We start from the raw sequence: 13,714 nt of genomic DNA on the forward strand, positions 1-13,714 counted from the left end.
GAGACTAAAGGCTGCACTCTCGTTGAGTCACCTCATGGCGATAGCGAAACATATCCCGCAGACGTGCATCTACAAACCACCCCAACATCAAATCAGGAACCCACCCACCGGGTATGGCATAATCGATCGCATCAATTAACCGAGTTTTCCCATTTTCCGCGATAAATTCATGACGATGAATCCATTGCTCCATCGGTCCTTCCACTTGTTCATCAATAAACAATTGATAGGGTTCACAAACTGTATGCCGCGCCAGCCAAGGTACAGGAATCGGGCCTAAAAAAATTTTAAACTCGGAAATCGCCCCCACTTCTAAACCCCCTTCCCGACGGACAATTTCCACCGGCTGCCAAGGGGGAGTTAGCTGTTGTAAAATATCCGGTCTTTCATGAAAGTTCCAGACCACTTCTACGGGAGCATTAATTAGACTAGAATACTTGAAATGTAGCATAAATCACGGGTGTTTTTTAGTTAACTTTCGGGTTCGCTGCTGATTTCAACATCTAGGGTGTCTTCATCGATCTGCAAGTATAAAACATTCGGTTGGCAGCAAATTTGACAATCTTCGACATAAGTCTGATAACTTCCTGCACTCAAATCCACAAAAATTACATTATCTTCGCCACAATAAGCACAATAATATTCGGCTGTAGTTTGCATAAAGTGGGATTGTCATAAAAATCATGAATGATTTAATGTTAACATCAATTATTTAATTCAGTTCGGATAGAGATGCACCCCAAATTTTGCCAGAGATGCAGTCTATATGAGCGATCGCTTTTCTGATGGGCTTTATTTTTCCCCGGCAACTGCTGTACTCTAAGGAGATCATCCTCAATAGTTTTCTGATGGTGCCATTGGACTCTAACCCTTACGCGATCGCCTTCCATACTAGCAGTCCCGAACTGGGTCTAGCGTTGAGCAATTTTGCGGAAACCCACCGCTGCCAAACCTGGGAGATGGGGCGATCGCTTGCCACCCACCTGCATTCCTATCTTGCCGAGTTTATCTCCCCTCAGACTTGGCAGGATTTCGCCTTTCTTGCCGTTGCCAAAGGACCGGGTAGCTTTACCGGGACCCGGATTGGCGTCGTCACCGCCCGAATTCTCGCCCAGCAACTCTCTATTCCCTTATTTGCCATTTCTAGTTTAGCGGCAGTCGCCTGGTCCCAAACTCGCCATCAGACGGACCACCAACCGAGGGCGATCGCCCTGCAAATGCCCGCCCAACGGGGTCAGCTGTTCACCGCCATTTATGAAATCACACCCACCGCCGCCCTTCCCCTGCTGGCAGATACCGTTCTGACTCCACAACAATGGGAAGAGACTCTCGCTGCTTGCGATCGTCCCTATCAACTCATCCAAGTCCCAGAAAATTTAGGGTCTACGGTGTCCAGTCTTTTGGAACTCGCCCATTTGGAATGGCAACAGGGGAAACGCCCGCGCAGTTCCGAGGCCCTGCCCTTTTATGGACAGCATCCAGTGGACCAGTAAAGGCGATCGGCAACAACAAAACCGCCTGTTGCAGCTTTATCGGTATAGCCGAGGTTAGAAACCGGGGTTCTGTCAAAAACCTGGGGCAATTCGCAACAATTTGGGCGAGAACCCCGGTTTCTTGTCCAGTTTATTTTAATTTTTCATACTATAAATTTAGCCCGCGCCGGGCTCTGGGGAACCCTGAGCTAGTCGAAGGGTCGAAGCACGGGCCCTTCGACGGAGCTGCGGGACAGGCTTTGTTTGTAGAGCCCCACCCTTGAGGGTGCGGGGCCAGGGCCGTTATTTCTTACTCTGGAGAACCAGGAGGTACAGTTGCTGCCCCTTTCTGCTTCGCCCGGTCTTCGCGTTTTTTGCGGTCTGCCGCTAAAATGTCATCCATGACACTGCGCGCTTGAATCATTTTCTCTAAATTGCTTCGGTAGAGGTCGAGGTCTTTAGAGAGTTTATCTGGAGGCAGATTCAGCGCAGTACAGATGCTCTGAACCGCATCTTGACGGGATTTTTCGTTTTTCACCAGTTCTAAGTCAGCTTGTTCGAGAAGGGTAAACAGACCCACGGCAAACAACCGGCTGTACTTAAAGTTGGGTTTAGCGGCGATCGCCCCGAGGAGACCTTGGAAATCTCCTTCCATTTCGGGCCGGGGGGAACGACTGAGTAACGCCACCATTTCCTCACCAGAATGGCGACTGGCTATTTCCTCTAACCATTGGGCATCTTGCCGATACTTCTGGGGATCAGCTTCTAACCCCTTGCAGATGCCATTAAAAATCGAAATTTTATCCTCTTCAGGTCGATATCCTTGCATAAATCGGTCAAAGGTGGTTACGACTCCGAGGGCATAAATGGGGTCATAATTAAAATCCACATTCACCGACAGCAAGTGCATTTCCACCATCAATTCTTCGACGACCCGTCGATAAATCGAGTTAATCGGACGGGTGTGAATGGTATAGAAGGCTCGCTTGGTATCTGATACGGTGCGGACGTTATTCACGGGGTGCGTTTTTAAGGAGAACTTCCTTTCATTTTCTCTCGTAAACGCACTTTTGCCAACCAACATCCGGGGGATCGCCCTAGGGATCTGGCCCACCATGCTTTAAAATGCAAAATCAACCGGAGAGTTCCGGTGGGATTTTTCATGAAAACTTTGCAATTTTTAAATTAAAGATGACCCTGACATCGGAGTTAATCGCCCTGGGGCAATACTTAGCGGGGGAATTTGATAATCGAGAACAGGCGATCGCTGACCCGGCATGGTATGTCCATCTGCACCTCTGGCAGCGTCCGGTTCCAGTCCAATTATTTCCTGAACCCAGTCTGACCCTATTTGCCGAACAAGCTAATATTCTCCATCTCGATCGCCCCTATCGGCCTCGAATCATGCAACTGCGACAACTTCCCCAAGGTGACAGTCCACCCCAGTTAGAAGTGCAGTATTTCATGCTCAAAGACCCGAATCAATTCCGGGGGGCTGGTCGCCAACCCCATCTCCTCAAACAGCTAAATCCGGCACAAGTAGAACTCTTGCCCGGATGTACCCTCACCGTCAGCCAGAAATGCTTAACTGACGGGACCTATCATTTTGCTGCATCCTTGCCCTCGGGAGCAAGATGCTGCTTTCCCTATCAAGGAGAAACTCGCCAAGTGGAACTCGGTTTCGAGGCATCCCCGACTGAACTATTCAGCTTTGACAAAGGCATCGACCCCAATACGGGAAAAGCCTTGTGGGGGGCCGTGTTAGGGCCATTCCACTTCACCAAGCGTCACGATTTTTCCGGGGAACTCGTCGGACTCGTAAGATGAAAGCCGCAGAGCGTTGAGAAGTGCCGGGGATGCCAAACCTAGTCAGAAATTGTCCGGCCCGTTTCTCCAATCCCCTTCCCGCATTAAGTCGCCATGCTCCGGGGTCCTGCTTCCAGCGCTTCTTCTTCGGTTTCGTAGATTTCAAAGACTGAATCCATCATCGTGACTTCAAAAACCAATTTGGCCTCTGGATGCACGTTACAAATACGGAAACTGCCTTTAACCTTGTCCGCATCTCGCATCCCTGCTACTAGCGACGTCAGACCAGAACTATCAATAAAGTTAACCTGCCCTAAATTAACGACAATATGACGACTCAGTTTAGAAATGCACTCCTGTAATTTGAGGCGAAATTGCCACGCGGTGGTAATGTCTAGGCGACCCGTTGGGGCCAATACAATCACCGTTGTTCCATCCTGGGTCGTATGGGTTTTTTGCTCGATATGAATCACAGGCCCTCCCTCAATACGCTAGTTGCCTACCTCGCTTTCGTAGTTTAGCAAAATCGGAGCCATTGCCCCGATTGAGCTTGACCGAAATTAGCCAAACTGGCTGCTAGAAAAATAGCACAGCGGGGGTTCAAACGATTGGCGGCCTCATAGCTAAAGTCGGTTAAAAACCGACTAAAAACGTTAGCCCCTAAGACTTTCAGTCGGTTTCAACCGACTTAATCTGTTAGGCGGGGGTTTAAACCCCCGCCAGGTGTTGCCTTTAATTACCCGTCCACTCCGCCCAATTTTGCGGTTTCAAAAAGGTTTCGTAGAGTTCCGCTTCTGGGGTGTTCGGTTCTGGTTGATAGCAGTATTCCCAACGAACCAAAGGCGGCAGAGACATTAAAATCGACTCGGTGCGCCCATTGGTCTGGAGTCCAAAAATCGTGCCGCGATCGTACACCAGGTTAAATTCGACATACCGTCCCCGGCGATACAGTTGGAAATTGCGTTCGCGATCGCTATATTCCATGCCCGAACGACGCTCAACAATGGGCCGATAAGCGGGTAAAAACGATCGCCCGCAATCTTGAGCAAAGGCAAACAACGCTTCCCAACTGCGCTGGGGAGGGGTGCCAATTTGGCGACTATATTCCGCTGCGGGTCCTGTGGGGTCTGGGCCGCGATAGAGTTCGCTTTGACCATCTTGGTAGTCGAAAAACAGGCCACCCACCCCTCGGGTTTCGTCGCGATGCTTCAGGTAAAAATATTCATCACACCAGAGTTTGAAAACCTTGTAATACTCATCATGGTGGCGATCGCAAGTTGCTTTCAAGGTTTTGTGAAAATGGGCCGCATCTTCAGCAAATGGATAATAAGGCGTCAAATCGGCCCCGCCTCCAAACCACCACACCGGCCCTGCTTCAAAATATCGATAGTTTAAATGAACCGTGGGAACGTAAGGATTGCGGGGGTGCAACACCATCGAAGTCCCCGTGGCATAGAAGCGATGGCCTTCAGCCTCGGGACGTTGTTTTAAAATAGAAGGCGGCAGATGATCGCCCCACACTTCAGAAAAATTCACGCCCCCTTGTTCAAAGATGTTGCCCTCGCGCATCACCCGAGAACGGCCCCCGCCCCCTTCCGGGCGGTCCCAAGAATCTTCTTTAAATGTGCCAAGGCCATCGAGTTCTGCCAACCCTTGACAAATTTCATCTTGTAGCGACTGCATAAACTGACTGACTCGTTCTTTCGAGTCATCCGGTGGCAAATTCTGAGTAGAGGTGGCCTCAAAAGTCGAAGAAACTGTCATAATGTCAAATTATTTTCTGCTGCGGGATAGAGATCTGCCTGTCAAGAGCGATCGAAATCTCAGCGGTGGATAACGCGATCGCACCCTTGATGAAATCTTTAGCCCTTCTCTCGATCAAGCTGACCGACTCTTGGAAAAATCCTATCTTAATCTCTGCCCTTATCCACTGCCTTTAAAAATTCTACATATTACTACAAAAAAAGATACATTAGGAAAACACCTAGTGTTTCAGCAGGCAACTCGTTCTAGGGGAAGCAAACAACCCAGGCGATCGGGCAGTAATTGCGCCTTCCCAACCGGGAAACCACAGCCACTCAACGAGCCAAAACTCAACCCCGACCTTCCCCTAAAATAACGACTGTCTGCCTGATCCGTCCGAGAGAGGAGAAACAGGCAAACCAATGACTCAACCCCTAACGTCCCAAGCTGTCTTAGAAGTCTTGCAACCCGTGCAAGACCCCGAACTCCAAAAGAGCTTGGTAGACCTGAACATGATTCGCAACGTCAAAATTGACCAAGGCAACGTCAGCTTTACCTTAGTCCTGACCACCCCCGCCTGTCCCTTGCGAGAATTTATCGTCGAAGACTGCCAAAAAGCCGTCCGCACCTTACCCGGAGTCGAAGAAGTCAGCATCGAAGTTACCGCTGAAACTCCGCAACAGAAATCCCTCCCCGATCGCCAAGGCATCGCCGGAGTTAAAAATATCCTCGCCATCTCCAGTGGCAAAGGCGGCGTCGGCAAAAGCACGATCGCCGTTAACGTTGCCGTTTCCCTCGCCCAATCCGGGGCCAAAGTCGGACTCCTCGATGCCGATATCTATGGTCCCAACGACCCCACCATGCTCGGACTCGGCGATGCTCAAGTCATGGTCCGCCAAGGTCCCCAAGGAGATGTCCTCGAACCAGCCTTTAATCACGGCGTGAAATTAGTCTCAATGGCCTTTTTAATCGACAAGGACCAACCCGTCGTCTGGCGCGGTCCCATGTTAAACGGCGTGATTCGGCAGTTTCTCTATCAAGTTGATTGGGGAGAACTCGACTACCTGATCGTAGATATGCCTCCCGGAACCGGCGATGCCCAACTAACAATGGCTCAATCCGTCCCAATGGCAGGAGTCGTGATTGTCACCACCCCCCAAACCGTCGCCTTGTTGGATTCCCGGAAAGGGTTAAAAATGTTCCAACAATTAAACGTGCCGGTCCTAGGAATTGTCGAAAATATGAGCTATTTCATCCCGCCCGATATGCCCGACAAAAAATACGATATCTTTGGCTCGGGAGGGGGACAAAAAACCGCCGATGAACTGGGGGTTCCCTTATTAGGGTGCGTCCCCTTAGAAATTCCCCTGCGCGAGGGCGGGGATAACGGCGTCCCGATCGCCATTTCTGCCCCAGATTCCCCCTCCGCCAAAGCTCTGAGGGAAATTGCCAACCGAATTGCCGGTAAAGTGTCTGTCGTAGCCCTAGCCTAAGCGTAGATAGAACAAACCAACCCCATCTCCCCTGTTGTTGGTCTTATTTCACTGGTCTGATGTCTGATGTCTTATGTCAGTGGTCATCATAGGGATAGATGGGAGAGGAAACGACTTCAGTCGTTACGACACCAAACATCTCCCCCATCTCCCCCATCTCCCCCATCCGCCCCATCAACCAATGACATAAGACATAAGACATAAAACCCACCTCCCCCATTACCCCCTTGAAATATGTTTCAAAAGTCCGTAAGTCGATCGCGTTGGAGAGCCTGGGTACAACCCTGGCTAGAGTTTGACGGGCCCTTATTGATCTTGCCGGTCGCCTTAACTATATTTGGCGGGATTATGATCCGCAGTACCGAACTCCACCTCGGGTGGACCGACTGGTGGCAACACTGGTTGGTGGGAGGAATTGGACTGCTTTTGGCTGTGAGTTTAGCGCGATGGCCCTACGATAGCCTGATTCAATTAAAGTGGGTGATTTATGGTGTGACCAATATATCCCTACTAGCGGTTATGTTTATTGGGACCACTGCTCTGGGTGCACAGCGTTGGATTACCATCGGTGGATTTAACATTCAACCGTCAGAATTTGCCAAAATAGGGATGATTATTACCCTAGCGGCACTCTTGCATGAACGGCCCCCCGATACTCTGGGTTCTATGTTCAAAACCCTAGCAATTACTGCGGTACCTTGGGGCTTAGTCTTCATCCAACCCGATTTAGGGACCTCCCTAGTCTTTGGAGTGATTACCCTGGGAATGCTGTATTGGGGCAACACCAATCCGGGTTGGATCATCCTCATGATATCCCCCCTCGTAGCCACGTTTCTGTTTAGCCTTTATTTACCAGGATGGTTTGCTTGGACTGGCTTAATGGCTTTAATTGGCTGGCGTACCTTACCCTGGCCTTTTTTAGGGGCGTTGGGAACGGTGGTGATGAACCTGATTGTGGGTCGAATCGGGAGCCTATTATGGAACATCCTCAAAGATTATCAAAAAGAACGATTGACCACCTTCCTCACCCCGGAAAAAGACCCCCTCGGGGCTGGATATCACCTGATCCAATCTCGGATCGCCATTGGATCTGGGGGACTGCATGGGCGGGGACTTTATAATGGAACCCAAACCCAGCTTAACTTTATCCCGGAACAACATACTGACTTCATCTTCTCCGCCATTGGCGAAGAATTTGGATTTATCGGGTCGATGGTGATCCTCCTGTCCTTTTGGTTCATTTGCCTGCGCCTAGTCTTGGTTGCCCAAAATGCGAAAGATACCTTTGGCGGATTGTTGGCGATCGGGGTTTTATCGATGATTGTGTTTCAGGTGGTGGTGAATATTGGCATGACCATTGGACTCGCGCCGGTGACGGGGATTCCCCTCCCTTGGCTGAGTTACGGTCGCTCCGCCTTGCTGACCAATTTTATTGCCCTGGGTTTGGTTGAATCTGTCGCCTATCATCGGGAAAAAACGAAGAAAAAGTTTTAGGATCCGGTGATTTTGGCGAACCCTTGACGAATGACTCCAAAACCATTCACCATAACGGATGAGGACTCAGTTTCCCTGAGTCGTCAGCAGAATCCCTTAACTCTAAGCATCTGGAAAACATTATGATTTTGCCTGGATCGGCTGTTCGTGTTAAAAATCCCGATGATACTTACTACGACTTTCAAGGACAAGTGCAACGCCTCACCGATGGTAGGGCGGCTGTCCTGTTTGAAGGTGGAAATTGGGATAAATTAGTCACCTTTCGCCTCTCGGAACTTGAACCTGTAGATGCCACTGCAGGGCGCAAAAAAAGCAAATAGTTGACGCTAAATCATCGTTCAGGGTTGATGAGATTTGACTCTTCAACCCTGTATTTTTTCTCCCATTAAAGATATTTTAAACTTTAAGTAATTATGCGTCTACCTTTACCGCAATTTGCCCATGAACATCGTCACCCGGACCATATTGCTGAGGTGATTGAAACGGCAACAACGGAATTTTTAGCCCAATGTTTAGACCCAGAAGAGTTAAATTTTCCTTTAATGCCGCCCTTTGGTAGCTGGGTGAAATCTTTGGATGAAGAGTCAGGAAATCAGATTTATGGGGTGGTTTATTTTGCCACGACCAGTCCAATTGATTCGGTACATCGGGCTAGGGCGCTGGGTTTGTCTTTAGAAGGTTTAAGGGAACAGCAACCCCAGATTTTTGCCATGCTTAAAACCGAGTTTCGGGCTGCGATCGCCGGGTTTTGTCCCCACATTGACAACCCAAATGGATCACGCCGTCCCACAGGAGTTGTCTATCAATATATTCCCCCCCGTCCCCCGCAAATTCACCAAGCCGTCTATCGCTGTCAACCCTCAGAAATTGTTCACTTTACCCAACAATTTGATTTTCTCCGCACCCTCTTACAAGTTCCCGGTGCACCCGTAGACGCCCTGACTGCCGCAGCCATTCGCGAGGTGTATCAATTACGCGGTGCCGATCGCGATTGGTTAGTCCAAGCCGGACGCACTCTGAGCGTTTTACTCAAGGATGATTACGATCGCCTCCGCCTAATTTTAAGTCAAATTCATCCCTAGATAAATTTCCAGGATGGGTGAGTTTGTAACGCACCCTGAAGGGTGCGGGTATTTGGATTAAAACTTCGTTACATTTTGTTACAAATTGGTTAAAATCGAGAAGCAGACTCCTCTTGCGGTTAATGGCGAGAGTCGCACTGCGCCTTCTCAACAAACCTCTCGATAGTTAAACCGATTTATGTTTTATCCCGACTACGATCCGCCCTTGTTCTTAAAAAATGGGCTGGCCATGACCCTGCATACTGCCTTAGTCGCAAGTCGAGAGTGGGAACAGGCGATCGCCGACCCCGAACCCCCCTATCAGGAAACCCACTTTACTGGCGCAGGAGGAGTCCCCATTTATGGCTGGGTGGCCATTCCCGATCGCCCTCGCGGAACCATTGTTGCCACCTATGGCATCACGGGAGAACTTCCCCAACAGTGGTTTCTGAGAGTTCTGGGACGGAAAGCCTTTGCCCGAGGTTATGCAGTCGTCTTCTTTGACTGGCGTGCTCATGGCAAAACCGCTGAATTATCTCCCACCCTGACTTCCGATGGACTGTATGAGGGGGAAGATTTTGTCAGGATTGCGGCAAAAGCTAAATCAATGGGATGTCCAGGACCTTTCTGGTTTCTCGGATATTCCCTCGGGGGACAATTGGCGCTATGGGGAGTCAAAGCGGCCCAGTCGATCGCCGATTGGGGAAAAGATTTAGATTTGGACCCCTCGGAACTAGGGGGTGGGGCGGTGATTTGTCCAAACCTGGATTCTAATCGGTCCCTGTCTTATTTAGTGAAACAACCCTTTGGGAAGTATTTGGAGAAGGCGATCGCCAAGGAGTTGAAGAAACTCGCCTGGAAACTGCATCAGAGGCATCCGAATGACATTGACCCCGAGGCGATCGCCCGCGCTAATAGCATTTGGGGATTTGACCATGAATTGGTGATTTCCCGCCTCGGGTTTGCCTCAGTCGAGGAGTATTACGCCGCCAGCAGTCCCCTGGGAATTCTGCCGGAGTTCACCAAACCCACCTTGATTTTGTATGCGGCAGATGACCCGATGTTTCATCCGGCGATTGTGCCCGAGTTAAAGGAAATTTGCGACAGTAACTCGGCGATCGAGCTTTTGCTAACTCGGTATGGGGGTCATGTGGGCTATGTCAGTAATTTAGCTACCCAGAAAAAAGCCGGAGATAGCGATCGCTGGTGGGGGTGGAATCGCGTCTTAGACTGGTGCGATCGCCAAGGGGAGGGATGCGCTGAGACAATCACTCAGGGGCGATCGGCCCTCAACCCGAGTTTATCCGGGGTTACCAAGGGTTAGGGCGTCGGTCCCCTCTTCAAAATAAGGGACAAGAAACCCGGTTTCTGGCGCAGATTTGGTCCGAATGGGGATAAATTTTCTACAGAAACCGGGTTTCCAACCGCTAGGGAACTGATGCCCTAGTTAGAGTTACCGCAGATGCGATCGAGGGCACGTTTGCCGCCCCATCGTTCTACCAATTGGTCATCGTACTCGTCGGAGACTTCCAAAACTGCATTCACCGAGGATTCCAGTTCTTTTTTATCGCAAGTGGATCCCACAATACTATGCTCAAACAGGATATCACCCTTCCCATCGATGCCAAAAGCCCCGAAAATCATATTGCTATTCTGTTCTAGGAGAAAGCGCATCAGATCCGCAGTCAGTTCCGCCTCCGTCACCACATAGGCGCGGGTATTGATTACGGAGTCCTCTTCTCCCCAGGGTAAAATCAGGACTTCCACCAGGGCGGAACCCATAAATAGCCCCAATCCGGGGATATCTTGGCGAGCACAGGGAAATTTGCCAAACAATTCTTGCATCCAGAGGGCGACTTTGTGATAACAGGCTTCTTGTGCTGAGGTTTGAAATTGCATTTGGATTCTCCTTCTTAGTTAGAGTCGCTATTGAGTGCTTTGTCTTATCTTCCCAGGTTGGGTGACTCAGTTTTTAGGATGAAGCCACCTTTAATGATGGAATAACTGGAGTATCGGGGTGAAAAACAGCGGATGCGATCGCAATCACAGGAGTAGGGTAAAGTATTTCACTTGGGTTGGAGGATGGCGATCGCACAGGACCGTTCAAAATCCGCTGATAATACAACAAGTCAACCGGGAAATCACTGAATCTCCCTACTTTAATTCAAGTTTTCATCGAGGCTTTAACCATGAGTACATTTGCTCCCACCCACAAACTGATTGCCCCTGCTGGAGAAGAAACCCCTGTGATGCTTTTTTCCCAGAGTGAAAGCCACAAATACCAGGTGATGAGCGAAATTGAGTATCTCGAAGGCAGCGAAGCGATCTATGAGTGGCACCCCTCCCAGGGGGTGACGTACCGAGGATTTGTACTCAATGGTTTAAAAATTCTGCCCTTAGAAGTCAGTCAAGGGTGGCAATATTCTGAGGCGAACTCGGCGGCGAAATAGGGGGAAGGGGGTGGCAAGTTTAGAAGAGATTGGGCGATCTATGATTCCAATAAAATAGCCCGCTTAAAGGCGGGCTTTGTTCCGTTAACAGCAGATTGAAACCTGCCATCACCTCATTCATGGCTTACCCATAAGACTCTTCCGGTTCCATTCCCGTTGGTTTCAAAACCGGCTGCTTAGAAATGGATAACATTTGTAAAAAGGTAAAGGTCAAATACATCGGATTCAGTAACAAATAGCGCTTCCACAACCGTCCCGGTTCCTGAATCAATCGGTAGAACCATTCCAGTCCCCGTTTCTGCATCCAAGGCGGTGCCTGAGATACGGTCCCCGCATGAAAATCAAACGCGGCACCGACTGCCATCAAGGGCATGGATAAATGATTGTGATACTCATAAACCCAAACTTCTTGACGAGGACAACCTAACCCGACAAAGGTAATGGTTGCACCGCTATTGTTGATCCGATTAACCACTTCCTCCTTTTCTTCGGGAGTTAAGCGGCGAAATTTAGAGGGTTCTGCACCTACAACTTTTAACCCGGGAAACTTAATCGGTAATTTCTCCAATAAGAGGTCCAAGGTTTCCTGTTTGCTGCCGTAAAAATACACCGGCAATCCTTCCATTGCAGCCGCTTCTAGGACCTTTAAAGTTAAGGTGGGACCATAGACGCGATCGGGTAGCTTAATCCCATGAATCCAGTTAAGCGCCCACCGAACTGGCTGTCCATCGGGGGTTACCAAGTCAAATGCATTTAAGCGGCGACGATGAACGGGATCTGAAAAACCTGTCATCACCCCATGAACCGCCAAAGCAGTCATTGCTAGAGGCGATCGCGCCTTCGCTGCATTAATAATCGCTTCCACCCCATATTCATAATCAATAGCCGATATTTCAACCCCGAGTACCGGGTATTTCCCTCGATTAATCACCCCAATCACCTCATAGTAAGAAATCGGTAAGTTTTAATCCCTAGCAATTAGCGCGGAGGCTAATTGCTAATTTTTTTAGTAGAAGACCCTGAAAAGATTTTCTCAGATTTTAACGCTTCAGTCCCAATAATCCCAGACTAACCCTGCCAACGAGACTGGTTAAAGTCGTAGATTTCTTGAAAAATATCTCTGACACTAGGATAGCTTAATTTCCACTCGGGATAGTGGGATTTGAACTTACTTAAATCGCTGATATACCAGATATGATCCCCCATGCGGTTGGTCTCAGTGTAGCTGGTTTCCATCTTCTTGCCGGTAATCTCCTCACACATTTGGATCCCTTCCATAACCGAGGTATTACTCTCGCGACCCCCACCCAAGTTGTACACTTCAGCAGTCCGAGGTTTTTTGAAAAAGGTGTCCATCGCCAGGATGACATCAGTACAGTGGATGACATCGCGGACTTGTTTGCCTTTATAGCCGATCACGGTGTAAGGCGTCCCTGTCATGGCGCATCTCATCAAATAAGAGGGGAACCCATGCAATTGAGCCCCAGAATGTTGGGGTCCACTGAGGACTCCACCCCGAAACACCGCACTTTTAATATTAAAATAGCGCCCATACTCTTGGACCAACAGATCTCCGGCAGCTTTCGAGGCCCCAAACAGAGAATGCATACTTTGGTCAATGCTCATGTCTTCGGGGATCCCGTTTTGGTAGGGGTGAGAGGGGTCCAGTTCCCAGCGAGTTTCTTGTTCAACCAGGGGTAAAGTATTGGGGCGATCGCCATACACCTTATTGGTGGAACAATGGGCAAACACCGCCTCGGGACAAAACTGCCGGGTTGCCTCTAGCAAAACCAGGGTTCCATTGGCATTAATCGAGAAATCCGTAAAAGGTTCCTTCGCCGCCCAATCATGGGAGGGTTGCGCTGCCGTATGGACAATCAGGGCGATATCTGATTTGTACTTAGAAAAAATCCCATTAATGGCTTCGGGATTGCGGATATCAACTTCGTTATGTTCGTACTGAGCCCCGAGTTCTTTGCTGATTCGTTCTCGGTTCCAACTGGTAGAGGCTTCCTGTCCAAAGAAGTATTGACGCATATCATTGTCAATCCCGATGACTTTGTAACCGGCTTTTCCATAAAACAGGGCAGCCTCGGAACCAATCAATCCGCCGGATCCTGTTACGATAACTACAGACATTCTGTTCTCCTGCTGTGTTGAGTTTTTAGGCGATCGGCCAGTGGTGTTGCTGGCGC

The 13,714-nt window shown here is 49.4% G+C and carries 17 protein-coding genes; 8 read left to right on the forward strand and 9 right to left on the reverse strand.

Annotation, left to right across the window (positions count from 1 at the left end; translation table 11 throughout):
- Nucleotides 1–4: 4 nt before the first annotated feature.
- Together NG795_RS23455 and NG795_RS23460 are read right to left on the reverse strand one after the other, a co-directional pair.
- Entirely contained in the window at nt 5–451 is a 447-nt protein-coding gene (locus tag NG795_RS23455; RefSeq protein WP_367291042.1) for an SRPBCC family protein, read from the reverse strand.
- Nucleotides 452–471: 20 nt separating this feature from the next.
- A complete protein-coding gene (locus NG795_RS23460) occupies nt 472–660 on the reverse strand; it encodes a CPXCG motif-containing cysteine-rich protein (protein WP_367291043.1) in 189 nt (62 codons plus the stop codon).
- Between the two features lie 188 nt (nt 661–848).
- On the opposite strand from NG795_RS23460, the gene tsaB reads away from it, so the two are divergent.
- Entirely contained in the window at nt 849–1,493 is a 645-nt protein-coding gene (gene tsaB / locus NG795_RS23465; protein WP_367291044.1) for a tRNA (adenosine(37)-N6)-threonylcarbamoyltransferase complex dimerization subunit type 1 TsaB, read from the forward strand.
- A gap of 289 nt (nt 1,494–1,782) precedes the next feature.
- On the opposite strand, the gene psb29 is transcribed toward tsaB, so the two are convergent.
- Nucleotides 1,783–2,490 carry a photosystem II biogenesis protein Psp29 gene (psb29, locus tag NG795_RS23470; RefSeq protein WP_367291045.1) on the reverse strand — a complete coding sequence of 236 codons (708 nt, stop codon included), beginning with the start codon at nt 2,488–2,490 and terminating at the stop codon, nt 1,783–1,785.
- Between the two features lie 173 nt (nt 2,491–2,663).
- Between psb29 and NG795_RS23475 the strand changes: the two genes are divergently transcribed.
- Nucleotides 2,664–3,299 carry a chromophore lyase CpcT/CpeT gene (locus tag NG795_RS23475; RefSeq protein WP_367291077.1) on the forward strand — a complete coding sequence of 212 codons (636 nt, stop codon included), beginning with the start codon at nt 2,664–2,666 and terminating at the stop codon, nt 3,297–3,299.
- 83 nt (nt 3,300–3,382) lie between these two features.
- Here NG795_RS23475 and NG795_RS23480 read toward each other — a convergent pair whose 3' ends face one another.
- Both NG795_RS23480 and hemF read right to left on the reverse strand, forming a co-directional pair.
- On the reverse strand, nt 3,383–3,751 hold the full coding sequence (locus NG795_RS23480) for an STAS domain-containing protein (RefSeq protein ID WP_015148893.1): 369 nt from the start codon (nt 3,749–3,751) through the stop codon (nt 3,383–3,385).
- A gap of 259 nt (nt 3,752–4,010) precedes the next feature.
- Nucleotides 4,011–5,042 carry an oxygen-dependent coproporphyrinogen oxidase gene (hemF, locus tag NG795_RS23485; protein WP_367291046.1) on the reverse strand — a complete coding sequence of 344 codons (1,032 nt, stop codon included), beginning with the start codon at nt 5,040–5,042 and terminating at the stop codon, nt 4,011–4,013.
- 401 nt (nt 5,043–5,443) lie between these two features.
- On the opposite strand from hemF, the gene NG795_RS23490 reads away from it, so the two are divergent.
- Nucleotides 5,444–6,514, forward strand: coding sequence for an Mrp/NBP35 family ATP-binding protein (locus tag NG795_RS23490; protein ID WP_367291047.1), 1,071 nt, complete (start codon nt 5,444–5,446; stop codon nt 6,512–6,514).
- Between the two features lie 76 nt (nt 6,515–6,590).
- Here the strand turns inward: NG795_RS23490 and NG795_RS23495 are convergent, their stop codons facing one another.
- Nucleotides 6,591–6,716 (reverse strand): hypothetical protein, encoded by a 126-nt coding sequence (locus NG795_RS23495; RefSeq protein WP_367291048.1) that lies wholly within the window; start codon nt 6,714–6,716, stop codon nt 6,591–6,593.
- 32 nt (nt 6,717–6,748) lie between these two features.
- Between NG795_RS23495 and rodA the strand changes: the two genes are divergently transcribed.
- From rodA to NG795_RS23515, 4 genes are all read left to right on the forward strand, one after another.
- Nucleotides 6,749–8,008, forward strand: coding sequence for a rod shape-determining protein RodA (gene rodA / locus NG795_RS23500; protein WP_367291049.1), 1,260 nt, complete (start codon nt 6,749–6,751; stop codon nt 8,006–8,008).
- Nucleotides 8,009–8,130: 122 nt separating this feature from the next.
- Complete coding sequence (locus NG795_RS23505) at nt 8,131–8,328, forward strand: NAD(P)H dehydrogenase subunit NdhS (protein ID WP_015148897.1); 198 nt, start codon at nt 8,131–8,133, stop codon at nt 8,326–8,328.
- Between the two features lie 93 nt (nt 8,329–8,421).
- Nucleotides 8,422–9,090, forward strand: coding sequence for an HAS-barrel domain-containing protein (locus NG795_RS23510; protein WP_367291050.1), 669 nt, complete (start codon nt 8,422–8,424; stop codon nt 9,088–9,090).
- 178 nt (nt 9,091–9,268) lie between these two features.
- Nucleotides 9,269–10,393, forward strand: coding sequence for a YheT family hydrolase (locus tag NG795_RS23515; RefSeq protein WP_367291051.1), 1,125 nt, complete (start codon nt 9,269–9,271; stop codon nt 10,391–10,393).
- A gap of 119 nt (nt 10,394–10,512) precedes the next feature.
- On the opposite strand, the gene NG795_RS23520 is transcribed toward NG795_RS23515, so the two are convergent.
- Nucleotides 10,513–10,968 carry a T3SS (YopN, CesT) and YbjN peptide-binding chaperone 1 gene (locus tag NG795_RS23520; RefSeq protein ID WP_015148900.1) on the reverse strand — a complete coding sequence of 152 codons (456 nt, stop codon included), beginning with the start codon at nt 10,966–10,968 and terminating at the stop codon, nt 10,513–10,515.
- A 290-nt stretch (nt 10,969–11,258) separates the two neighbouring features.
- Between NG795_RS23520 and NG795_RS23525 the strand changes: the two genes are divergently transcribed.
- Nucleotides 11,259–11,519 (forward strand): hypothetical protein, encoded by a 261-nt coding sequence (locus NG795_RS23525; protein WP_367291052.1) that lies wholly within the window; start codon nt 11,259–11,261, stop codon nt 11,517–11,519.
- A gap of 124 nt (nt 11,520–11,643) precedes the next feature.
- Here the strand turns inward: NG795_RS23525 and NG795_RS23530 are convergent, their stop codons facing one another.
- Both NG795_RS23530 and NG795_RS23535 read right to left on the reverse strand, forming a co-directional pair.
- Entirely contained in the window at nt 11,644–12,450 is an 807-nt protein-coding gene (locus tag NG795_RS23530; RefSeq protein ID WP_367291053.1) for a WecB/TagA/CpsF family glycosyltransferase, read from the reverse strand.
- 137 nt (nt 12,451–12,587) lie between these two features.
- Nucleotides 12,588–13,658: an NAD-dependent epimerase/dehydratase family protein gene (locus NG795_RS23535; RefSeq protein ID WP_367291054.1), complete on the reverse strand. Its 1,071-nt coding sequence runs from the start codon at nt 13,656–13,658 to the stop codon at nt 12,588–12,590.
- Between the last annotated feature and the right edge of the window lie 56 nt (nt 13,659–13,714).

Source organism: Laspinema palackyanum D2c (genome assembly GCF_025370875.1).
Classification (GTDB): domain Bacteria; phylum Cyanobacteriota; class Cyanobacteriia; order Cyanobacteriales; family Laspinemataceae; genus Laspinema; species Laspinema palackyanum.